Annotated in this window: 19 protein-coding genes; 10 read left to right on the top strand and 9 right to left on the bottom strand. The window is 62.9% G+C overall.

Going from position 1 to position 22,558, the window contains the following annotated elements; translation table 11 throughout:
- Positions 1 to 1,203 (top strand): sodium:solute symporter family protein (locus AC1DF8_RS30455; RefSeq protein ID WP_478156296.1); only part of this gene is annotated, 1,203 nt, incomplete at its 5' end.
- Positions 1,204 to 1,300: 97 nt separating this feature from the next.
- On the opposite strand, the gene AC1DF8_RS30450 is transcribed toward AC1DF8_RS30455, so the two are convergent.
- Positions 1,301 to 2,059, bottom strand: coding sequence for an adenylate/guanylate cyclase domain-containing protein (locus AC1DF8_RS30450; RefSeq protein ID WP_112545986.1), 759 nt, complete (start codon positions 2,057 to 2,059; stop codon positions 1,301 to 1,303).
- 72 nt (positions 2,060 to 2,131) lie between these two features.
- Positions 2,132 to 3,046: a LysR family transcriptional regulator gene (locus AC1DF8_RS30445; protein ID WP_478156293.1), complete on the bottom strand. Its 915-nt coding sequence runs from the start codon at positions 3,044 to 3,046 to the stop codon at positions 2,132 to 2,134.
- A gap of 127 nt (positions 3,047 to 3,173) precedes the next feature.
- Here AC1DF8_RS30445 and AC1DF8_RS30440 point away from each other — a divergent pair, with 127 nt between their 5' ends.
- Positions 3,174 to 4,049 carry an NmrA/HSCARG family protein gene (locus tag AC1DF8_RS30440; protein WP_478156291.1) on the top strand — a complete coding sequence of 292 codons (876 nt, stop codon included), beginning with the start codon at positions 3,174 to 3,176 and terminating at the stop codon, positions 4,047 to 4,049.
- A gap of 61 nt (positions 4,050 to 4,110) precedes the next feature.
- Here the strand turns inward: AC1DF8_RS30440 and AC1DF8_RS30435 are convergent, their stop codons facing one another.
- Positions 4,111 to 4,848, bottom strand: a complete 738-nt coding sequence (locus AC1DF8_RS30435) for an SDR family oxidoreductase (RefSeq protein WP_478156289.1) — start codon at positions 4,846 to 4,848, stop codon at positions 4,111 to 4,113.
- Between the two features lie 96 nt (positions 4,849 to 4,944).
- Between AC1DF8_RS30435 and AC1DF8_RS30430 the strand changes: the two genes are divergently transcribed.
- Entirely contained in the window at positions 4,945 to 5,847 is a 903-nt protein-coding gene (locus AC1DF8_RS30430) for an AraC family transcriptional regulator (protein ID WP_478156287.1), read from the top strand.
- Positions 5,848 to 5,904: 57 nt separating this feature from the next.
- Here AC1DF8_RS30430 and AC1DF8_RS30425 read toward each other — a convergent pair whose 3' ends face one another.
- Positions 5,905 to 7,968, bottom strand: a complete 2,064-nt coding sequence (locus tag AC1DF8_RS30425) for a hypothetical protein (RefSeq protein ID WP_478156285.1) — start codon at positions 7,966 to 7,968, stop codon at positions 5,905 to 5,907.
- The gene (locus tag AC1DF8_RS30420) at positions 7,965 to 10,838 is read right to left on the bottom strand and encodes a hypothetical protein (protein WP_478156283.1); all 2,874 of its coding nucleotides are present in this window, start codon (positions 10,836 to 10,838) and stop codon (positions 7,965 to 7,967) included. The genes AC1DF8_RS30425 and AC1DF8_RS30420 overlap by 4 nt, the downstream gene beginning before the upstream one ends.
- Before the next feature lie 391 nt (positions 10,839 to 11,229).
- On the opposite strand from AC1DF8_RS30420, the gene AC1DF8_RS30415 reads away from it, so the two are divergent.
- Positions 11,230 to 11,682: a TspO/MBR family protein gene (locus AC1DF8_RS30415; RefSeq protein ID WP_113015944.1), complete on the top strand. Its 453-nt coding sequence runs from the start codon at positions 11,230 to 11,232 to the stop codon at positions 11,680 to 11,682.
- A 20-nt stretch (positions 11,683 to 11,702) separates the two neighbouring features.
- Here the strand turns inward: AC1DF8_RS30415 and AC1DF8_RS30410 are convergent, their stop codons facing one another.
- Positions 11,703 to 12,449: a hypothetical protein gene (locus AC1DF8_RS30410; protein WP_478156281.1), complete on the bottom strand. Its 747-nt coding sequence runs from the start codon at positions 12,447 to 12,449 to the stop codon at positions 11,703 to 11,705.
- Between the two features lie 173 nt (positions 12,450 to 12,622).
- Here AC1DF8_RS30410 and AC1DF8_RS30405 point away from each other — a divergent pair, with 173 nt between their 5' ends.
- The 3 genes from AC1DF8_RS30405 to AC1DF8_RS30395 all read left to right on the top strand — a co-directional run bounded on the left by AC1DF8_RS30405 (position 12,623) and on the right by AC1DF8_RS30395 (position 15,496).
- Entirely contained in the window at positions 12,623 to 13,528 is a 906-nt protein-coding gene (locus AC1DF8_RS30405) for a hypothetical protein (RefSeq protein WP_478156279.1), read from the top strand.
- Positions 13,529 to 13,559: 31 nt separating this feature from the next.
- Positions 13,560 to 14,417, top strand: a complete 858-nt coding sequence (locus AC1DF8_RS30400) for a peptidoglycan recognition protein family protein (protein ID WP_478156277.1) — start codon at positions 13,560 to 13,562, stop codon at positions 14,415 to 14,417.
- Between the two features lie 275 nt (positions 14,418 to 14,692).
- On the top strand, positions 14,693 to 15,496 hold the full coding sequence (locus AC1DF8_RS30395; RefSeq protein ID WP_478156275.1) for a class I SAM-dependent methyltransferase: 804 nt from the start codon (positions 14,693 to 14,695) through the stop codon (positions 15,494 to 15,496).
- Between the two features lie 51 nt (positions 15,497 to 15,547).
- Here AC1DF8_RS30395 and AC1DF8_RS30390 read toward each other — a convergent pair whose 3' ends face one another.
- The 3 genes from AC1DF8_RS30390 to AC1DF8_RS30380 all read right to left on the bottom strand — a co-directional run bounded on the left by AC1DF8_RS30390 (position 15,548) and on the right by AC1DF8_RS30380 (position 19,646).
- On the bottom strand, positions 15,548 to 15,835 hold the full coding sequence (locus AC1DF8_RS30390; RefSeq protein WP_478156273.1) for a hypothetical protein: 288 nt from the start codon (positions 15,833 to 15,835) through the stop codon (positions 15,548 to 15,550).
- A 153-nt stretch (positions 15,836 to 15,988) separates the two neighbouring features.
- Positions 15,989 to 16,678 carry a type 1 glutamine amidotransferase domain-containing protein gene (locus tag AC1DF8_RS30385; RefSeq protein ID WP_478156272.1) on the bottom strand — a complete coding sequence of 230 codons (690 nt, stop codon included), beginning with the start codon at positions 16,676 to 16,678 and terminating at the stop codon, positions 15,989 to 15,991.
- A gap of 115 nt (positions 16,679 to 16,793) precedes the next feature.
- Entirely contained in the window at positions 16,794 to 19,646 is a 2,853-nt protein-coding gene (locus AC1DF8_RS30380) for an ATP-binding protein (protein WP_478156270.1), read from the bottom strand.
- Positions 19,647 to 19,925: 279 nt separating this feature from the next.
- On the opposite strand from AC1DF8_RS30380, the gene AC1DF8_RS30375 reads away from it, so the two are divergent.
- The 3 genes from AC1DF8_RS30375 to AC1DF8_RS30365 all read left to right on the top strand — a co-directional run bounded on the left by AC1DF8_RS30375 (position 19,926) and on the right by AC1DF8_RS30365 (position 22,519).
- Complete coding sequence (locus tag AC1DF8_RS30375; RefSeq protein ID WP_478156269.1) at positions 19,926 to 21,242, top strand: epoxide hydrolase family protein; 1,317 nt, start codon at positions 19,926 to 19,928, stop codon at positions 21,240 to 21,242.
- A gap of 73 nt (positions 21,243 to 21,315) precedes the next feature.
- Positions 21,316 to 21,858, top strand: a complete 543-nt coding sequence (locus AC1DF8_RS30370; protein ID WP_478156267.1) for a hypothetical protein — start codon at positions 21,316 to 21,318, stop codon at positions 21,856 to 21,858.
- A gap of 16 nt (positions 21,859 to 21,874) precedes the next feature.
- Positions 21,875 to 22,519 (top strand): cysteine hydrolase family protein, encoded by a 645-nt coding sequence (locus AC1DF8_RS30365; protein ID WP_478156265.1) that lies wholly within the window; start codon positions 21,875 to 21,877, stop codon positions 22,517 to 22,519.
- Positions 22,520 to 22,558: the final 39 nt, after the last annotated feature.

Genomic DNA, 22,558 nt, shown 5'->3' with positions numbered 1-22,558 from the left:
CCCTTCGTCTTCATGGTCATGCCGGTGCTGTGGAAGCGGGCGAAGGCGTTCGGCTATGTCACCGCTGCCGACGTCGTGCACGGCCAGTACGGTTCACGCGGGCTGGAACTGGCGGTCGCCGCCACCGGCGTCATCGCCACCATGCCCTATATCGCCCTGCAGCTCGTCGGCATGACGGCAGTGCTCAAGGCGCTCGGCCTGCATGGCGAACTGCCGCTCGCCATCGCCTTCATCGTGCTGGCGCTCTACACCTATTCCGCGGGCCTGCGCGCACCGGCGCTGATCGCCTTCGTCAAGGACATCATGATCTATATCGTGGTGATTGCCGCTGTGGCACTGATCCCCTCGAAGCTCGGCGGCTACGCCAATGTCTTCAATGCCGCCGATGCCGCCTTCCAGGCCAAGGGCTCGGGAAGCCTGCTGCTCGCCTCCAACCAATATGTCGCCTATGCGACGCTGGCGCTTGGCTCGGCGCTTGCCGCCTTCATGTATCCGCATACGCTGACCGGCATCTTCGCCTCCAACAGCGRCAACACGATCCGCAAGAATGCGGTGCTACTGCCGGCCTATACGCTGCTGCTCGGCCTGCTGGCGCTGCTCGGCTACATGGGCCATGCCGCGCATCTGCAGCTGGACAGCGCCAACGACGTCGTTCCCGCGCTGTTCAAGACCCTGTTCTCCAGCTGGTTTGCAGGCTTTTCCTTCGCGGCCATCGCCATCGGCGCGCTGGTGCCGGCTGCGGTCATGAGCATCGGTGCGGCCAATCTCTTCACCCGCAATTTCTGGAAGGCTTACGTCGATCCCGCCGTGTCTCCGGCGGGCGAGGCGAAGGTCGCTAAGATCACGTCGCTCATCGTCAAGATCGGTGCGCTGCTCGTGATCCTCTTCCTGCCGACGCAGTTTGCCCTCGACCTTCAATTGCTTGGCGGCATCTGGATCCTGCAGACGCTGCCGGCCCTGGTCTTCGGCCTCTATACCGGCTGGTTCCGCGCACCCGGCCTGCTCGCCGGCTGGTTCGTCGGCTTCTTCGGCGGCACCTATCTCGTCTGGGACGCAGGCTGGAAGCCGCTGCATGCGGTGACCATCGGAGGCGCGAGCTTCACCGTCTATACCGGGCTTCTGGCCCTTGCGGCAAACATCGTCGTCGCGGCGGTTCTGAGCGCGGCGCTCGCGAAATCCACACGGCCTCAGACACAGCAATGATCCTTACCGGTGGCGACCGCGAGGTCGCCGCCAACGCCCGGCCGCCCCGCTTGAGGGCGGCTGGACAGTCCCGATACGGGGGAGGCATCCGCCGCGCTCACTCCGCCTGTAAGATCCGCGCCTCCACCGGCTGCTCGAAGCCCTTCAGCGAGAGCATCCGTACCTCGCTCCCGGTCATGAGCGCCGGCGCCTGACGGGCCGCTTCGGCCGAGACCACGATCTCGCCCGGCTGTGCCTGCGATTCCAGTCTTGCGGCCTGGTTGACCACGCCGCCGATCGCGGTGAAATCGCTGTGGAAGCTTGAGAATTCGCCGATCTGGACATCGCCCGTATGGATGCCGACACCGATGCCGAGCGGCTCGCTCACTTCGATGCCGGCCAGCGCTTCGCCGCAAAGGCGCTGGATATCCCTGCCGGCCCGGATTGCGGCTGCGGCATGGTCTTCGCGCTTGATGGGAAAGTTGAAGATCGCCATCAGCCCGTCGCCCATCTGCTTGTTGACGATGCCGTCGTTTGCCCAGATCGCCTCGGCCGCTCGGGTCTGGAACAGGCTGACGATCTGGCTGAGTTCAACCGCGCCAATGCGTTCCGACAGGCCGGTATAGCCCCTGATATCGGCAAACAGGATCGTTGCGCCCGAAGTGATGTGGCGCTGCTTCTTCACATATTGGAAGGAGCGCTCGCAGATCGTGCAGATATCGGGATTCATCTTGCTTCTGGTGATGCCGAAGGCGCGCAGCGGCAGCGAGAGCGGGCCACCGATCGGGATCGGCATATGCATCTGGTCCCAGCAGCCGCGGCAGATGCCGGCGCTGCCGGGTTTTGCATGATGTCCTGTGATGGTTGCTGTCGTCATGCCTGCCGTTACTCCCGTGTTGTGGCAGCTTCCGCCAGTCCGGCGCATTTGGCAACAGCGTGTGTCCGGGCGCTAGGAGACCGGCAGAATATTCTGCGCGTCGGCCTGATGCAGTCGCTTTTCGGCGAGTTCGATGAAGGCGCGGACCAGCGGCGAGAGGTGCTTGCTGCTGGGATAGACGACATGCAATCCGCCCGACGCCGTCCGATAGCCGTCGAGCACGCGCTGCAGACGCCCGTCGGCGATGCAACCGAAGGCGACGCCATAGGGCAGCTGCGCGATACCGTAGCCGGCGACGGCGGCTTCCTTGACAGCCTGCATTTCATTGGCGGCGAAGCGCCCCGATACCGAAACCGCTTCCTGTCCGTGCGGTCCTTCCAGCAGCCATTGGACATGGCTGGCCGATGGCCCGGCGATGACGCAGTCATGGCTAGCGAGATCGGCCGGCGTCGCCGGTATGCCTGAACGGGCGAGATAGGCGGGGCTGGCGCAGAGCAGGCGGTAGGTGGTGCCGAGCCGCCGCGCAATCAGCGTGGAATCTTCGAGCTGTCCGGTGCGGAAGGCGAGGTCGATGCCGTTGTCGATCAGGTTCAGCCGCTCGTCGGTCAGGCGCAGCTCGACGCTCGCCTTGGCATAGGTCGCCAGAAAGTCGAAGATCGCCTCCTGCAGGAAGTGGCTGCTGAAGCCGACCGGCGCCGATATGCGGATCGTGCCCGCAGGCTCGGCGCGCGCTTCGGCCAGCCGCAGGTTGGCATCCTCGATCCGCCGCAGCGCCTGGCTGCTTTCCGCGTAATAGAGCCGCCCTGCATCGGTCATGTTGAGGCTGCGGGTCGTGCGCTGCAAAAGCCGCACGCCAAGCTCGCGCTCCAGGGCGGCGATGCGGCGGCTCACCGTCGTCTTCGGCATGCCAAGCAGCCGGGCGGCCGCCGTGAAGCTGCCGGCCTCGATGACGCGGGCAAAGATCGCTATGTCGTTGAGATCGATCATTGGTGCCTGTGATGGGACGATGTTTTGCATTTGTAGGCCATTATGGCTCAATGCGACAATGCCTAACTTTGCTTCATCAGCAACGACAGGTGGGAACACGGGTCCCACCTCGATCAAGGAGCAAGCGATGAGCAATATCAGAACCATTCTCGTATCGGGTGCGACCGGACAACAGGGCGGCGCCGTCGCCCGCGCGCTCGCTGCACGCGGCCACCGCGTCAAGGGCCTGACCCGCAGGCCTGACAGCGATGCCGCCCGGCGGCTGGCCGCGACAGGCGTCGAAGTGGTTGCCGGCAATCTCGATGACAAGGCTTCGGTCGTGCAGGCGGCAAAGGGCGTCGATACGATGTATCTGATGGGCAACAGCTATGAGGCCGGCATCGAAGCGGAAACGCGCCAGGGTATCATTGCCGCCGATGCGGCGAGGCAAGCCGGTATCGGCCATCTCATTTACGGCTCCGTCGGCGATGCCGACAGGAAGACCGGCATTCCGCATTTCGACAGCAAATATCTGGTCGAGCAGCATGTGGCCGGGCTCGGCATTCCCTATACGATCAGTGCGCCTGTCGCCTTCATGGAAAACACCGTGGCGCCCTGGTCGATCGGCGGACTGAAACAAGGCGTCTATGCCGCAGCCCTGCCGCCGGCCCGCAAGCTGCAGCAGATCGCCATCGACGATATCGGTCATTTCGTCGCCGCACTTGCCGAACGCCGCGAACAGGTCTTCGGAAAACGGTTCGATATTGCCGGTGACGAACTCTCCGGTGAGGAGCAGGCGAAGGTTCTGACCGAGGCGATCGGCCGGCCGATCCGCTTCCAGGAACTGCCGATTGCGGCCATGCGCCAGCAGAGCGAAGATGCGGCGCTGATGTTCGAATGGTTCGACCGCACGGGCTATTCCGCCGATATCGCGGCCTTGCGCCGGGATTTCCCCGAGGTCGGCTGGCACAGCTATGCCGACTGGGCGAAGGGCTTTGACTGGAGTGTTCTCGACGGGAAATGATCTGCAGGCGGCTATACCCCGCGATGCGGACCGGCGCGAAGCCGGTCCGCTTCGTACCGGTTCACCCCTGCGCCGTCGGGCGTATGACGATTTCGCCGACATCGACATCGTCGGGCTGCTCGATGGCAAAGGCGATGGCGCGGCCGATCGCATCGGGCGAAATCGCCATCTCCTCCATGCTTTTGGTGATACCGGCTTTCACGGCCGGGCTGGTCAGGGAGTCTGCGAAATTGGTCCTGATGAAGCCCGGCGAGATATTGGTGACGCGCAGGTTCGGGCCGGCCTCCTGGCGCAGGCCCTCGGCAATGGTGCGCATCGCATTCTTCGTGCCGGCATAGACGGCCATGGTCGGCTTGATGGTGATGCCCGCCGTCGACAGCGTGTTGACGAAATGGCCGAAACCCTGGCGGCGGAAGACGGGCAGGGCGGCGGCGATGCCATAGAGCGGCCCCCTGATATTGACGTCGATCATTTCCTCCCAGTCCTCGACGCGCAATTCGTCCATCGGCGAGATCGGTCCAACGCCGGCATTGTTGATCAGCACGTCGAGCTTCCCGTGGGTGTCGCAGGCAAGTGCCACGAGAGCTTCGAGATCCGTGCGCTTCCTGACATCGGTGACACGATGGACGGCCTTGCCGCCGGCGGCGATGATGCGCTCGGCCAGCCCCTCCAGCTTTTCGTTGCGCCTTGCACCGAGCACCACGCTGGCGCCGCGCTGCGCCAATATCAACGCCGTCGCTTCGCCGATGCCGCTGCTGGCGCCGGTGATGGCGATAATCTTGTCCTTGATCGGTGACATATTCGTTCTCCTTGGTCTGTTAGCCAAGGATTGCAGCGTCAGGCCGGAGAATCTATGCTGAAGGCTCCGTCATTTCGTCGAGATCGTCCAGAAATCATGATCGATCCACTGTCCGATATGTTTTCGCTCGTCGATATCGAGAGCGCCCGCTGCACGCGCTTCGAAGTGGGCGGGCAATGGGCCTTCCGCTTTCCGCCGAAGCCGGCATTGAAATTCGTCGCCGTCCTCAGGGGAGGCTGCTGGATCATCCTGCAGGGCGAGCGGCCTTTTGTTCTTCGGGCCGGCGATACATTCCTGCTCGCCAATGCGCCGGCCTATGTCATCGCCAATGACCTCGCGAGCGAGCCGGAGGATGGCATTGCCTTCTTCGACTGGGAGCATTCCGACATTGCCCGGCACGGCGGCGACGAGACGGCGCTGATCGGCGGCAGTTTCACGCTCTCCGGCGGCAATGCGCAACTGCTCATCGATGCGCTGCCGCCCTTCATCCATATCCCGGCCGACGATCGTGCGGCCGGCATTCTGCGCGCCACGCTCGCAACCCTTGACGAGGAGCTCGGCGCCGGCGACATGGGCTCGACGCTGATGACGCGGCGCATGGGCGATATCCTGCTGGTGCAGGCGCTGCGCGCCCATGTCTCCCGCGTCGGGCCTGAAAATGCCGGCTGGATCGGCGCGCTCGGCAACCCGCAGATCGGCAAGGCGATCAGCCTTGTTCATAACGACCCGGGATATCGCTGGACGGTGGGCGAGCTTGCAAGCCGCATCGGCATGTCGCGCTCCGCCTTTGCCGAACGCTTCCGGGCACAGGTCGGCATCGCACCACTCGATTACGTCACCCGCTGGCGGATGCATCGCGCCCGGGAAGCGCTTCGGCGCGGGCATGCGACAGTGGCGGGCCTTGCGGCCGATCTCGGCTATTCCTCCGAAAGTGCCTTTGGCAATGCTTTCAAGCGTGTCTTCGGCCGCGCGCCGAAACGCTACTGGCGGGATGCCTGACAGAGCAGACCTGCGACGCGTCCGGGGGCAGGCGGACGGCCGGGCTTCGAATGGAGCTCATGCCTTGAAATCCAAGGCTCCCGCCTTTAGCAGCGAAGCATAATTCACTTCCGTCCATTCCTGCCTGGCAATCAGGTTCTGGATGCAGACCTCGTTGGCGGTGGCGATCGTCGTGCCGGGCTGCACCTTCGACAGATAGCCCCTGGTCTGCGCGATGTTGCCGCTGACGACCGTCGCCACGGCATCGATCTTCAATGTCAGCTTCGGGGCGTCGGGGAATATGCCCTGGACGAACCAGACACCGCCGCCCTTGGATTTCACCGCGCTGCCGATTGCGCCGCGGCGTACGGTATAGCCGGCGCCGTTGTGGACGATCGCGCAGCCCGAATTGATCATCACGCTGACGGCGCGAACGCCGAAGACTTCAACCATGATGGCGGTCCACAGATCAGGGATGCCGGCGAGCATGCCTTCGGTGTCCGCCTGATAAGCGAAACCGCCGCCTGCATGATCGCTGCATACGTTCGAATCCGTGCCGATCGCCGCGGCAGTCGGCCCGAGGCGGGTGTCCTTGATCACCAGATCGACGTTGCGGGCCGACATGCCGCCGCCGCCCGCAACCAGCTTGCCCGAGGGGTCATTGACTTCGGCGGTGTTGCCGAGCAGTTCGCAGCCGCTGACATTTGCCGCCGAGCCCATGGAGAAGCGCAGCCCGCCGCCGCTGCTGTCGGCGGTGTTCTGCAGCACCTTGCTCTTGGAAATGTCGACCCGCGACAGGACCGAGGCATAGAGCCCGCCGCCGTCGTCCGCGCACCAGTTCTTTGACAGCGTGCTGTCGGAAATGCTGACCGCCGTCGTCTGCGCACGCTTGATTTCATCTGCGTTCCACGCGTCCCACTTGTTGAGGCTGAGCGCCGAGGTGGAGGCGAAATAGAAGAGGTGGTCCAGCGCTTCGGACCAGCGTGCGTTGATCAGGTCGAGGATCACGGCCTTGATGCCGCGCACCGGCGGGCTCGGGGCTGCGGGATTGGCCAGCCATTTGGCATAGTTGATGATGTCCCAGACGCTGATGTAGGACAGCGGCGAGCCGATGATCGCCTTCACCGCCGCCAGTTTCGAGGTCAGGAACTTCACCATGTCGATCTCCGACAGGTTGCGCGGCAGCTTGCCGGGCAGGGCGACCTCGCAGCCGACGCCGCCGCCATCGCGACGCCCCACATTTCCCGACCGGTTGCCGTCGATCAGGCAGGCGTCGAGCGTCGGCCATCCATAGCCGACCACCGCAATGCCTGCGCCGCGGCCTTCGGCACTGTTGCCGCGAAACAGGCAGCGGCGGAAGGTGGGGCTTGCCCAGACGGTTGCCGCGCCCCCGCCAAAGGCCTGTCCGGCGAGCCAGTGGTTCGGCCGGCCCGGTCCGAGCTTTGCGTCAAAAGCCTTGCCGACTTCCGTGAGGATCGTGGCGCGGCTGACATGTGCAAGCTTCGGATAACCGGCAAGGACGAGGGCGAAGTTGGCGGTGTCGATGAGCGTGTTGATGAAGGACTCGACCGTCGGCGTGAAGATCGCGCCCACCAGATCGACCACCGCGTCGCGAAAGGCCGTGCGGTCGGCTTCCGGCCAGGAGCCGATCGGCGCGGTCTCGGTCTGATTGTCGGTGAAGACACAACGCTCGATCGTGACATTGTCGATATCGACCACCGCGATGCCGCCGCCGGCGCCCTGCGCTGGTTCGGTGCTCGTGTGCAGGGAACGGCCGCCGCGGATGCGCAACCCCTTGATCACGACCGGTCCGGCGCTCGCGCGCGTCGCGGGCGTGCCGGTAATGCGCAGGACGCGCGCACGCGTGCCCGACTTGATCGTCAGCTCAGGCAATTTCTTTGGATCGAACCCGGCCGCGGTCGGATCGGCCGAGGGATTGGTCAGAAGAAAACTGCTGACGAGAGTGAGCGGCTTGTCGATCACCAGCTCACCTTCCTTGTAGCTCTCGGCATCCTGGATCACGATCGTGTCGCCGGCGACGGCAACCTTGAGGGCGGCCGTGATGCTGCGCGCCGGGGTCAAGGCCGTGTCGAACTTGCCGCCGGTCTTGCCCGTCTTGGCATTGACATAGCGGGTCGTCACACCTGCCGTCCTGTCTTGGGATCGTATTTCACCTCCACCGGCACAACCTGGTCGGTCGGCAGTATCTCCAGCCACTGGTCGAACACTTCATAATTGCCGGTGACGTTGGCGCGGAAACCATCCTTCAGCGGATAGAAGCCGTGCTCGTAGACGCGATCGATCGGCGTCGAGGTCACCACATTATCCTCATCGACCAGCGTCGGATCGGCGATCTCGCTTTCCTTCGGGTATTGGCCGTTTTCGACGCCCTCGGCGTGTTTGCGGCGGATCTTCTTCGCCAGGTCGAGGATCACGTCGATCACCTTCTGGCCGTTGAGCGGATTGCCGTTGATATCCTTCTCGTCGGGATTGTTGGTCTGGTAGATGTCTGCGTCGCCGATGCCGTTGAACCCTTCGACGCCTTTCAGCCAGTTGATTGCCGCTTCCTCCTTGCCCGGACGGATCGGGATGACCGCCTTGACCCAGGGGGCGTTGAGGAAGGCGTTGCGCATGTCGTCGCCGTCGAGCTGCAGCAGCCAGCCGAGCGAGCTGCCGAACCGCGCGGGCTCGGAATCCTCGGTTATGTAGTAGTTGTCGCGGAGCGGATCGTCGATGCCGCCCCAACCGATGGTGCTGGGGGCAAGCTTGGCGGACTGCTGGCTGGCGTTGAAGGAATACATGGTCTTGGCGACCGCCTTCGTGACCGTGCTGAAGGCGGAGGAGACGGACGCGGAGGAGGCGAGAAAGTTGTTCGGCGCCGCCTTGGTTTCGCCGAGCTGCTGGGTGTAAACGCGCAGCCGCGGCCGCCACCATTCGGGCGCGACGAAGTACAGCATCTTGTCGATGTCGAAGATCGAGTTGATCAGTTCGGCCACGACATGCCGGGTGCGGTCGTCGGGCATGGTGATGCCGTGCATCAGCATGTCCTGGATGAGCTTGCGATAGACGACAATGCGCTCTTCCTCACGCAGGTCTTCGCTCGGCCGCGGCTTGATCTGGTGTGTGAGCTTGATGCGGTCCTTGGCGTTCTGGACGAAGGCCTTCTGATACTCGGCCTGCTCCTTGGCCTTGAAAGCCTCGACGTTTTCCTTGTTCTTCTTGACCGCCTCGTCATTGGCGCCGTCGGTCGGCGTCCAGTGCAGCAGGAGCTTCACCTGTACGCTGTTCTGGCCCTGGAAATCGGCACTGTCGAGATGGAGGGTGAATTTCGCCTTGTCGGCGTTGTTGACGATATCGCCCTTGCGCGAGGCTGCCACCGGCTTGCCCTGGCCGTCGAACTCGACGCCGGTCAGCGCGTAATTGCCCTTGGGGCAGATGCATTCGATCGGGAAATCGGCCTGGATCTTTTCGAGGTTGCCGAATGCCTCGGAATCGTCGACCTCGATGCCGTCCTTATAGACCTCGCCCTCATTGTCCGCGTCGGTATCCTCGACCGAGATGAAGGGGATCGTCACCATCTTGTTCTCGCTGAAGGGCTGCAGCATCGGGATCTCGTCCGGCGCGTGCAGGCCGTCCAGCTCCGCCGGCTTGGCAATGTGCATGAGGTCGGCAACGCCGAGCGATTCACCGGGCCGGTCGACGTAGGTCTGCCAGCAGAGATAGGTGCCGACGTCCTGCACCTGCACGGCCACCTGGCGCATCTTCCGGCGCAGCTCGTAATTGATCAGCGCCTGCGTCGAGTTCGTGAGCAGGTAACGCTTGCTGGATGTGTCGGTCGTCTCGGTTACGGTGCGGAAGGTGGTCTTGTAGTTCTTGCGTATCTCGGTGGAGAGCTTCTCCGTCTGCTGGCGCATGCGCTTGTGCGACTCCTCGCGCGCAGTCTGCTGCGAGGTGGAGTAGTCGAAGCTGGATGTGGCCGTGACGGAGGCGTATGAGGCAGTCACGCTCGCGCCGAACTTGATGTCCTGCTTGTTGTCCTCCTTGACCGCCTCGCTGATCTCGTCCTGCTCGGTCTTTTCGCTTTCCGTCTTGGTGACGGTTTCGGTGAACGTTTCCAGGCTCTTTTCGACCAGTACGCGCCTCGTCTGCACCTCGATCAGTTCGACGGTGGAACCGGGGCTCATCCAGACGTGACTGACCGGCGAGCCGAGGAAGGAATCCAATTCGAAGAAATACTGGCGGAACAGATGCACGACGCTGATCGGCGAAAGCGCCACGCGCCGGATGTCCTCCTGGTCCTGCGGGTTCAGGTTGTCGATGCTCAGATAGCCGTCGACGAGTTCGAGCGCGCCAAGGATGGCGGAGAGGTTGGCGGCCTGCAGCGCATTGTTCTTCAGGCTGTAGAAGATCTGTTCGAGCTGGGCATGGTGATTATGCTCAGTGAGGTAGAGCAGTGCGCCGGCTTGCGAGGACTCGTTGCGCAGCTGGCTCTCGAACGCCTTGAGGTACAGCACCCGTTGACTGTCGACATCACCCCTGTCGGCCTTCATTGCGAGACGCACCGGCGTGGTGTTGCTGCGGCAATGCTCGGTGTAGAGCCGGCTGTATTGCGGGATCACCACCTGCGTGAAGATCGATTCGATGGTGTCGCGGCTGATGATGTCGCGCCAGATGTCCGGCTTGTACTGCTCGTGAGGCGGCAGTTTCTTGGCCACGGTTTCAAGCACGACGCTGTCGAAAGTGCGCGGCTCGCCGAGCTCCAGCGCCCCAGGCTTTATGTCGATGCCGACCTGGCAGCCTTCGCGATAGTTGATGCTGACCTGCGGATTGAACTGGGTTCTCAGCCGGTTCAGCAGCGACTGCTTGTCCTGCTTGAAACCGTCGTTGAACCGGTGTTCCAGCCGCTTCGACTTCCAGCCGAGCAGCGGCTGGTAGATGCCGAACAGTTCGCTGGCATAGGGTCGGACGGTCGTGTAGTCGATGAGCTCCTGCAAAGTCTTGTTTGACGGCATATTCGCCTCCGCTGGTGAATGAAATTCGCAGTGGTATCGGCACGAGATATGGCGAGAAATTTTTGCGTGCCCCGATCTTTGGCCGGGGTTGCTCACATTGCATCTGGAAGCAGATTGGCGAATTGTAGCGTAACTCAGCGGCCTTGCGTAGGCGCTCCCGGCATCTCCAACGCGATCAGGGTGAACAAATTCCTGCGGTAGTGTGCGACTCTGGTACTCTGCTCCGTCAGTGCGAAAGCGCCTTCGGGATGAGCGTCAAGCGCGTTTGCTGTGCGCACTCCAGCGTTATTGATCGAGACGCTCAGCGAGCGGGAAACCGGCAGCCGAGCAAGACGCTCTTGACGCCGGGCCGCCGGGCGCCACTTCAACCGTCACTTACGCGGGGGTTCTGTTGCACCGGTTCGATCACTATCTCGTCTTCATTCTGCTCACGCTCGGCGGCGGGCTTCTCATCGGTCTCATCAATCTGCCGGATGAATGGTACCAGTCGCTCGCCAAGCCCTGGTTCACGCCGCCGGACTGGCTGTTCGGCCCGGCCTGGACGATCCTCTATATCCTCATCGGCATTGCAGGCGCGCGCACCTATGCGCGTAGCAGGCGGTCACCCGTCATGACCTGCTGGATCGCCCAGCTCGTCCTGAATTTCGCCTGGTCGCCCGCTTTCTTCGGCCTCAAATCCCCGAGCCTGGGGCTGATGATCATCATCCCGCTGCTTCTGCTGATCCTTGCCTTCATCGGCCTGTCGTGGAAGCGGGACCGGATATCGTCGGTCCTGTTCATGCCCTATGCGGTTTGGGTGGCTTATGCGACGGCGCTCAATGCCGCCATCGCCTCGATGAACTAGATTGAAAACCGAAAGCGCGGTCAGTGGAATTTGCCGTTCGCCTTGTCGGCGATAGCAGCACCCGAGATCAGGCGGTTGCGGTCGGAGGTCCAGGCGGCGACGAATTCCTTGCGCACCGCATCTGGAAAAGCCGTGCCCGCCAGAGCGGACTCGCTCGGGGCGCCAGGGGCGAGCGCCAGTTCGGCCCGGGTGGTCGACGCGATCCGGCCATAGGTGAAGGCGCGGGTGATCGGATCATTTTCGGCAGATTGCGGCGCGCATTTGCCGCCTTGCGGCGGGCGTGACGTCACCGCGGCCGTCCTTACCGTGACGCCGTCGCGGAACAGAAAACAGTAAGCCCTGTCTGCCGGGCCACCGATCACGGACTGCGGCTCGATCACATAGCCGCGCACCGGAAACTGGGCATTCGAAGCCGACCAGATACGCTTCTCGAGATGACGCGCGCAGGCCCTCATGTCGGTCGCTGCCGCGTCGCGGCAGGCGGAGACTGTCCAGCGCGCCAGCTGGGCGGCGCTCGGCAAGGCGAGGGTCACCGTCGCCTCGGTGTTCAGTTCCCTGTAGGTGCAGCGCTGGAGTTCGACGCCCGGCCAGTCGTCCGTCGTCGTCGGCGAGCACGATGATCTCATATACTGGCCGGCGCTGATGCGCGTCTCGAAGCGGTGTTCCATTTCGGTCGTCAGCGACGCCAGGTTGGTTTCTGCCGCCTGCGCGACGCGCGTGGCGCACGCGGCGAGCAGAATGGCAAGCCCGACGTTTCTCAGGGTCATAAGAAGCAGCCGCCGCATTTTACCGTCCTTGCGAGATCTTTGGAGGAAATACTTTCAACCTGGGGAGACAAAGTTGTTTTTATTGTCGTTAATATTGCACAATCCAAGATTAAATGAAATAGTGACTTGGGTCGTTCACGTTGCACCGAAGCCGAGCAGAGGAGCCGCAGACCATGTCTCTCTACATGCTTCAACTATCCCGCGTTTTAGTCACGCTTGGCATTGCAGTGCTTGCCTTTCACGCTTACGCCGCCGAACCGCCGGCAAGCTCGGCCAACGTCCTCAAAGCCGTCGAATTCTCCGCGGCGACGCCGCTCGACGAGTCCTACCGGGGAGAGTTCGTCGGTTGCGACGGCGCGGCCGGAGCGAGCAGGAAGGACAAGTTTCTCGGTTTCAACCTGAGGCTTCCTGGTGTCGCGGAATCGAAACAGTACTATCTGTGCAGTCGCGACCCCAGCAATGTGAAGGCGTTGCTGCGCCTCAAGGACGGCGCGATCTACTGGCGCAGCAAGATGGCGCTCGACGTCGACGGATCCTGGGCGGCATGGAACGGTCTGCCCGGTGCTACCGATCTGAAGGAGACGTCGTACAAGTGGCCCGGCTCCTCCAATCCTTCCGCGCAATCCGCACAAATCGATCCGGACCGCATTCCCTTCATCGTGATGCCGACGGCCGGCCTTTCCAGGATAACCGGCAACAAGAGCGGTGAAATGGGCCGCATGTTCGCTGAGAAGACCGGGCTTCGGCTCGGCGATATGGGCGTCGTCGTCTACAAGGACCGGTGGACGCCGGTTCTGATCGCGGATGGTGGTCCTTTCATGCGGCTCGGCGAGGGATCGAGCAGGGTCTTCGAGGCAATCGGCGAAAGCCGTTGCAAGAAGTGGAACAGCGATCAAACGGCCTGCGTCGGGCCGGGACACGTTTATCCCTACAAGAATTTCGGTCTCGGCCATGACGTGATCTTCATCGTCTACCCAGGCAGCCGGGACACCGGTCTGGAGCCGGAGAATGCCATCTCGAAAATGTGTGCCTTTGCCAAGGAGAAGCTCAACCTGACGGGCGGCGCAATGTGCCCGTGATGTTTCCACGCAAGCAGGAGAGGAGTTTGCGATGCGTTACCTTTTGCCATTGAGCATTCTGATACTTGCCGGCGCGACCGGCGAGCTCAGCGCGGCGACCTTTGGAAAATGCAAGTTCAATACAGAGACCATGGCCTTTGCGGGAAGCCCGAGCGAACAGGCATCCTGTCTGCTGCGCAAGGTGAAAATACTGGGAAATGTCGACGCCACACCCGCGCAGCTGCCGTCCAATCTCGCAGGCTTCATCGGCCAGCCCGTCACCATCTCCAAGACGAAGCTGCGGCAGGCACTTTCCGGCCAGGAACTGACCGAGGCCGGGCTCGGAGGCAGTCTCGATGCGCCCTTGTCCCGCGGCAACACGAACAATCCGCAGGCACCGATGGCGCGCTACTTCGTCATTCACGATACGAGTTCGCCGAATTTCGGGAACGTGGCGCAATTTCCCGCTGACATCGATACCAGCAACCAGGTCAATCGGCTCGACGGTTTCAAGAGCCCGTCGAACGCCAAGGCGCACATATTCCTCAACCGCCGGGGCGAGATCTATGTCGGCCATGATTTTGGCGTGCCTTGGCGCGCAACCAAGCTGGAACAGCAGATCGGCACTTTGTCGCGCGGCATGTTCCTGCACATCGAGAACGTGCAGCCGCGTCGGAAGCACCCGAGCCAGCCTGATGGTAACGCGCCAACGCCCGGTTTCTCGACAACCCAGTATGACCGGCTCGCGCTCCTTTACCTCATGGCGAGCATGCGCGCCCAAACCGGCCTCGTTCCGGCGTTTCATGCGGCAATAGACCAGGGCCTGAGCGACGGGCATGACGACCCGCAGAATTTCAGCCTGGAGGATTTCGACGCCGCACTTGGACGCCTTCTCGCCACTGTGAGTTAGAATATCGCTCTCGACTAGGCGTGGCGTAAACCGAAGTCGCTGGTGCCTTTTGGGTAGGGACTTCCGTTACGGGTGCTGCTGGAAGCATCGACGGTAAGCCGTTGAATATAGAGGGAAAGGCGAGCGCTCGAAGCTGAGGAGCAGTTCCGGCAAAACGGCATCGCGGTTTTGTGGGCGCAATTGCGTGGAAACAGGAAGAGCCGATTTGCTTGCCGCGCAGCTCGCTCAGTCCTAATGTCGAAGCGGACATTGTCCCGTTTTGAGGGAGAAGCGCGATGCCGTCGAGTTTCAATGTCGAAAGTGCCGATGGTTATGAGCAGCTGATGGGGCGCTGGAGCAAGAAGCTCGCACCCGGGCTCGTCGATTTCGCCGGGCTTGCGGATGGGGAAAACATTCTCGATGTCGGCTGCGGCACGGGAAGCCTCACCTTCACGCTGGCGAAAAATCCTCGCCTGAAGGCGATCTCGGCCATCGATTTTTCGCCGGTCTTCGTGGAGGCTGCAAGCCGGCGCAATACGGACCCGCGCATCGCTATTCGCGAGGCGGATGCCTGCGCGCTGCCCTTCGAGGATAACAGTTTCGACCGGGCGCTATCGCTGCTCGTGCTGCATTTCGTGCCGGAGGCCGGCAAGGCTGTGGCCGAGATGCGGCGCGTCGTACGTCCTGGCGGTGTCGTTGCCGCCGCCGTCTGGGATCATTATGGCGGCATGTCCGGCATGCGCATGATGTGGGATACGGTGGCGATGATCGACGCAAATGCGCGGGCAATGCGCCATCGCTATTCCYTCCAGCCGATGACGCAGCCGGGAAAAATGAAGGCGAGCTTTGTCGGCAATGGTCTTGTCGATGTCGAGGAGACCTCGCTGACGATCCGCATGGATTACGGCTCGTTTGCCGACTTTTGGGATCCGATCGCCTCGGGCGAAGGTCCGCTCGGCAAATATGTGGCTGGCCTGGATGCGGAGATGCGCAGGCGGGTCGATGCCTCGGTGAGGGATGCCTACGAGGCCGGAGAGCCGGACGGGCCGCGGTCGTTTGCCTCGGTCGCCTGGGCGTGCCGGGGCAGGGTGCCGGGATAGCCGCGGCAAACCTTTGTTTCCACACCGCCATGCACTTGTGCCGGAGCCGCTTTAGATCCCGGACCTTCGGCGATCGCGATAGAAGCCGATGCTGATCACATTCGGTCCAAGGTCCCTTTTCTGCTGCGGTATCTCGGCCGACTCAGTGGAGGCTTCGGCAGGCTGTTCCGCTCCGGCGGGCTGTTCCATTGTCTGGGGAATGTCTGCCCGTTGGGCCTCGACCAGCGCCCTCAGGTCCCGCACATTGCCGTAGAGCTGCGCCACCAGCTTGCGATAATAATCGACGACCTGCTGATGCTCCTCGCGTGAAACGTAGCGTTCCCGAAACCACTGAACCATGTCATTTCCACCTGCTTGCTTACGGCAGGGAAACTTCCCGCCATGGGAAGCGGTTCCGAAATGGTCCGGTTATGGTTAAGGTTTCGTTGCTGTTGCGGGCTGGCCGGGCAGAGAGAGGGAAGCGCCCGATCGCGTTCCCTCAGTCCGCTTTCGTCACTTGCCCTGCTTGCGAAGCGCTTCGAGCAGCACGCTCGCCGTCGGGCCTGACGAGGCGGGATTCTGGCCGGTGATCAGCTGGCCGTCGACAACGGTGTGAACACCCCAGTCCTTCACCTTGGAGAAGGTGGCGCCGAGGTTCAGGAGTTCGTCCTCGACGAGGAAGGGCACGACCTTGGTGAGGCCCACGGCTTCCTCTTCGCCGTTGGTGAAGCCGGTGACCGTGCGGCCGGCGACGAACGGCGTGCCGTCGGGCTTCTTCACGCGATGCAGGGTGCCCGGCGCATGGCAGACGAGGGCGATGGTCTTGCCGGCGGCGATGAAGCTCTCGATCAGCCTGACGGAATTCGGGTCTTCGGCGAGATCCCACATCGGCCCGTGACCGCCGGGATAGAAGACCGTGTCGAAATCGGCCTGATTGACACTGTCGAGGCGAACCGTCCTGGCGAGCTGCGCCTTGGCGGGTTCGTCGGCATTGAAGCGGCGCGTCAGTTCGGTCTGGAACATCGGCTCGTCGCTCTTGGGATCGAGCGGCGGCTGGCCGCCCTTGGGAGACGCGAGCGTTATCTCGGCGCCGGCTTCCTTGAAGACGTAAAAGGGTGCGGCAAGCTCTTCGAGCCAGAAGCCGGTCTTCTTGCCGGTGTTGCCGAGCTGGTCATGCGAAGTCAAAACCATGAGGACTTTCATGCTGCTTCTCCCTGTTGGCGTGGTTGATTGGCATGCGCTGAAAACTGGGGATTTCGAATGCCGGGGCAAGCCCCGGCGCGTCGCAATGTCAGGCCTCTCAGGGCTGCGCCGGCATTCAGCCCAGCCTTGCCAGCACCTCGGCTGCGGCCTTCAGATCCGGTGTGTCTCTGCCTTCCGTGAAACTCTCGTAGACCGGCCGCAGCAGCGCCTTCGCATCTCCGGCCCGCTCGCGACTGGCCCAGTGGGTGGCGAGGTCCGTGGCGGTGCGGATTTCCCAGGCTCTGGCGCCCTGTATGCGGGCGAGTTGCAGCGATTGGGTGAAATAGTCCTCGGCCGACATGTTGCTGAGTTCGGGAGCCGACAGCAGGATGGCGCCGCGCAGGCGCAGGAGTTCGGGCAGGTAGGAAGTATAGCCCTTCTCCTCGATCCCCTGGCTGGTTTCCTCGGCAAGCGACCAGGCTTCGGCAAAGTCGCCGCTTTCGGCAAGCGCCGTGGCGATGACGATGTTGAAGCGGATGGAGAAGAGCTCGAAGCGGGCGGCGTGGAGTTTCTCGAGGTGACGCTGCAAGGTGGCGACACCGGTTTCGACATCGCCGCGGCGTATCGAAAGCTCGGCCTTGAAGGCGTTGCCCATATGGAGATAGGGGCCGGTGGAATGGGTTTCGGCACGCGCGACGAACCAGTCCAGATGTTCTTCGGCGAGATCGAGATCGCCGACCCAGAGAAGGGCTGCCACTGCATTGATGACGATTGCGAAAGCGACGGGATGGCGCATGGCTTCCGCTTCCCCGACGGCCTCGTCGATCGCGTCGCGCATCTGTGCTGTATGACCCTGCAGCCAGAGGGCCGTGACCCAACCGATGCCGGCCCAGCTGTAATGGTCGAAGCCGTAGTGGATCTGGCGGCTGGCAAGTGGATTGTCGGGTTCGAGAACGGTTTCCAGCTCGGTGCGCGCGTCAGCCAAGCCTCCCATGACGCAGAGCGAGACGCCCATCAGCGTGTGGGAAAGTGCGGTTGCCGCCGGATCTCCAAGCGTCGCTGCAATTTCGGCACAGCGTTTCGCCTGGAGCAGGCATTGCCTCTGTTCGCCGCTGCGCAGGTGATAGAAATAGATGGGTCCGATGAGGCGCACGGCATTGAGATAATCGCCGCGCATCTGCGCGATCTCGAAGCTTCTGTTCAATGCGGCAACGGTCGATTCATGGTGGCCGCGCGTGAACATCATGGAGACGCCGAGCGAGGCCTGCAGCTGCATTTCCTCGCTGCCGCCACGCGTCGTCTCGTCCAGCGCCTGCAGCGCGCGTTCGGTCCAGCGGTGGCATTCCGGCAGCAGCCCCATGGCGCGCGAGACGGGCGCAGCCGCAGCCGCTAAGCCAATCCCGATCTGCCTGTCGCCGGTGTCGCCGAAGCACCAGTCGAGAGCGGCGCGCACATTGTTGATCGCTGCAAAATGCGGGGCGCGCTCGTTGGCGGTCGACAATGTCGACCATTCGCTGCCGTTCTGTTCCAGCCAGCGGCGGAAATAGGCGGCATGACGGCCGGCGAGCTCCGTCCATTCGGCCGTATCGGTGCAGAGGTCGATCGCATAGGCGCGGGTGGTGTCCAGCAGCCGGTAACGCATCATGGCGCCGAGCGGGCGGGCGGCCACCATGGATTTTTCCACCAGGCTGTCGATTGCGGCAAAGACGGCAGCGCGGTCGAGCGTGTCGTTCGTGACCACTTCAAGGGCGGCATCCAGCGTGAAATGGCCGACGAAGACGGCGAGCCGCCTCAGCACCGCGCGCTCGAGATCCGAGAGCAGGCTGTAGCTCCAGTCGAGCGTGGCCTGCAACGTCTGCTGGCGCGGCGGCGCCGTCCGCAGGCCATGCCAAAGAAGCGTCAGGCGCTGGTCGAGAAGGGCTGCCGTCTGTTCCAGCCCATAGGCCTCGACACGGCGGGCGGCGAGCTCGATTGCGAGCGCCACGCCATCGAGCTTGCGGCAGATATCGCTGACAATGGCGGCTTCCGCATCGCTGACATCGAGATGCGCGCCGTTTGCCATGGCGCGCTCGATGAAGAGTTGCGTTGCCGGAAACTGCTCGATCGCGCTGACGGAAAAGCCGGGAGTCTCCGGCGGATAGGCCAATGCGTCCAGCCGGTAGATACGCTCGCCCTCGATGCGCAATGCCTCGCGGCTGGTGGCGAGCACGTGCACTTCGGGCGCGGCCTCCAGGATGGTCTCGACCAGGGCGGCGATCGCCTCGACGAGGTGTTCGCAGGTATCGAGCACCAGCAGGAAGCGCTTGTCTCTCAGGAAACGGATCAGATCCGGCGTCGGGTCCTCGGCCTGCACCGACAAGCCCAGCATGGAAGCGATGGTGGTGGCCGCCAGTCCGGGATCTGTGATCACGCTGAAATCGACGAAGAGCACATGGCCGGCGAAATCCTCCGCCACCTGATGGGCGGCTGATATCGCGACCGTCGTCTTGCCGACGCCGCCGGGGCCGACGATGGTGACGAAACGGGAATCCGTCAGCTGTGCCGCGAGCTTCATCACGTCAACGTCGCGGCCGATCATCCGGCCAAGGCGCGGGGGTAGATTGGCATGCGGAAAATGCGGTGTGGCAGCGGATGGGCCGTTCCGTTCTGCAGGCGCCAGCGAAACGGGCGCGACGAAGCAATAGCCGCGCCCGGGAACCGTCGTGATGTAGCGCGCTCCGGCCTGGCCGTCGCCGAGCGCCTTGCGCAGGCCGGTCATGTGGAAGCGCAGGCTGCCTTCCTCGACCAGGGCATCGGGCCAGACCTGCGCCATCAGGTCCTTCTTGGAGATGATCTCGTTGGGGGCGGTCACGAGTGCGATGAGGATGTCGAGCGCGCGTCCGCCGAGCTCTACGGGAGCGCCGTCTTTCGTCAGCAGCCGTTCGCTGACGGCCAGCCGGAACGGGCCGAAGCGAAATCCGCCGATATCCTCGTCCACCCCATTCGCCACGGCGTTTCTTCCCCGCCAGCCCCTGTGCGGGGCGAACTTTAGAGCAAGTATCTGGCCTGCGCCATACGGCAATCGCCTTGTGTCGCCCTCGCGACCCCGAGCTTTGCGACCTCTGATAAGTGCTTGCGCAGTGAGTGCCCGTTTAGCGGATCTTCGGGTGCGGCTTGCAAGAGCTAACAGCCTCTAACAAGCCCTAACGGGCTATGCGCCGCCTTCTCCCGTAGGTTCCTGCCAGCACAAAAGTGCAGCCGGAACATTCCCGAATTCAAGGAGATCGCCATGCATACCGATGTCGAAGAGATCGATCAGGACCGCCGCATGCTGCTGGGCGCTGCAACGCTTGGACTTGCCGCCGCCGGTACGATGGCGCTGATGCCGTCAGCTCTGGCAGCTACGGCCGACCCCGAGGCCATCCGCCCCTTCCATGTGAAGGTCAAGGACGAGCAGCTGAAGGATCTGCACCGGCGCGTTGCCGCAACCCGCTGGCCGGATCGTGAGACAGTCTCCGACGATACGCAGGGCGTGCGGCTCGATACGATCCAGAAAGTCGCCAAATACTGGCGGGCGCATGACTGGCGCAAGGTCGAGGCACGGCTGAACTCCTTCCCGCAGTTCATGACCGAGATCGACGGGCTGGACATTCACTTCATCCATGTGAAGTCCAAGCATGAAAAGGCTTTGCCCATCATCATCACGCATGGCTGGCCGGGTTCGATCATCGAGCAGATGAAGATCATCAAGCCGCTGACCGATCCTACCGCCTTCGGTGGCACCGAGGCCGATGCCTTCCATGTCGTCATTCCCTCGCTGCCGGGCTACGGCTTCTCGGGCAAGCCGAAGGAAGCGGGCTGGAACCCGCCACGCATCGCCAAGGCCTGGGCCGTGCTGATGCAGCGCCTCGGTTATACCAAATACGTCGCCCAGGGCGGCGACTGGGGCAATGCCGTGACCGAGCTCATGGCGGTGCAGGAGCCCGCCGGCCTCATCGGCATCCATACCAACATGGCCGCCACCGTGCCTGCCGACATCGCCAAGCTGCTGTCAGCAGGGGCGCCGGCGCCGGCCGATCTCACGGCCGATGAAAAACGCGCCTATGAGCAGCTCGACGATTTCTACAAGAACGGCCTCGGCTACGCGATCGAGATGAATAACCGGCCGCAGACGCTTTACGGCATCGTGGATTCGCCTGTTGGCCTCGCCTCCTGGATGCTCGACCACGACATCCGGAGCTACCGAATGATCGCCCGATCCTTCAACGGAGAAAAGGAGGGTCTGACGCCTGACGATGTCCTCGACAATGTCACGCTTTACTGGCTGACCAACACGGCGATCTCGTCTGCGCGGCTCTATTGGGACAATGCGCATTTCCCCTCCGGCGGCTTCTTCGATCCGCGCGGCATCAAGATGCCCGTCGCCGTCAGCGCCTTCCCGGACGAGATCTACCAGGCGCCGCAGAGCTGGGCCGAAAAGGCCTATCCGAAGCTCATCCACTACAACAGGCCGGCCAAGGGCGGGCATTTCGCCGCCTGGGAACAGCCGGAGCTGTTTACCGACGAGCTGCGCGCCTCCTTCAAGTCGCTGCGCGACCAGATCTGAGGGGAGCCCGCGGCGCGGCAGCCGGCGCCGCTCTCCCTGAAAGCCAACCCTGTTTTCCCAAAGGATAGAGATCATGAGCGATAACCAGATCGTCGATTCCAGCTTTAGTGCCATCATCAATGCGCCGATCGAGAAGATCGATATTCCTCGATGGTGCTTCACGCTGCCGGAGAAGGAATACCAGTCCTGCTCGCCCGCCCATATCGCCRCCGGCTTTACGACGGCGCCCGACGGCACGCGGATGTCGATCAATGTCGAGACGATCGGTGGCAGCCTGATGGTGCAGCATTATGTCGAAACGCTTGCCGAGAAGGATCACCTGATCCTCGATTCCGACTCCGACGTCTTCACCCCGACCGGCCGCCTCACCATCCATGTAACCTGGGAACTCAGCGTCAAGGCGATCGACGGCGGCAGATGCGAGTTCACAAACCGGGTGCAGTCCTTCGCGACCGACGAAATGATGGCCTTCCTCGGCCGGCAGGGCATTCCCTTCGAGGTGTTTCGCACGCAGCGCCAGCCGATGTCGATTGCCCACAACAAGGGCGAGACACCGCTCTTCGCTGCCAGCATCGAGCGTTTCGCGCTGCGAAGCCAGCCATCCAAAGCGGCATGAGGCCAGGGAGAGCAGGATGATAGACCTTTCCTATGAGCGCGACATTACCGGCCTTCTGGTGGTCGATCCCTATAACGACTTCATCTCCGAAGGCGGCAAGATCTGGCCGCGCATCCAGGCCGTGGCCGAGGCCAACAACTGCGTGCCGCATATGCTCGAGGTGCTGACGGCAGCACGCGAGGCGAAGCTGCCGGTTTTCTTCGCCATGCACCACCGCTATCGCGAGGGCGATTATGAAAACTGGAAATACATCGCCCCCATCCAGAAGCTCGCCTGGAACCGCCGCACATTCGAATTCGGCACCTGGGGTGGCGAGTTCAAGGCCGAATTCGTGCCGGCGTCCGGTGAAGTCGTGGCCTCGGAACATTGGTGCTCCAGCGGCTTTGCCAATACCGACCTCGACAACCAGCTCAAGCGGCGAGGCATTCACCGGCTGATCGTCATCGGCCTGATCGCCCATACCTGCATCGAGGCGACAGTCCGTTTCGCCGCCGAACTCGGCTACGACGTGACAGTCGTGAAGGACGCGATCGCCGACTATTCCGACGAGATGATGCATGCCGCACTCGTCATCAACATGCCGAACTATGCAAGCGCCATCGTGACGACGCAACAGGTCGTCGCGGCGATCAAGGCGGCGCAGAGCAGCGAGCCCGCGTGAACGGGCAGGGCGCCTTGCGCCCTTTTCGGCAGCCGGAGT

The sequence above is a fragment of the Rhizobium sp. 05N49 genome (assembly GCF_056396805.1).
Note: the sequence above shows the minus strand (reverse complement) of the source record. Positions and strands in the feature narration are given on the sequence as shown.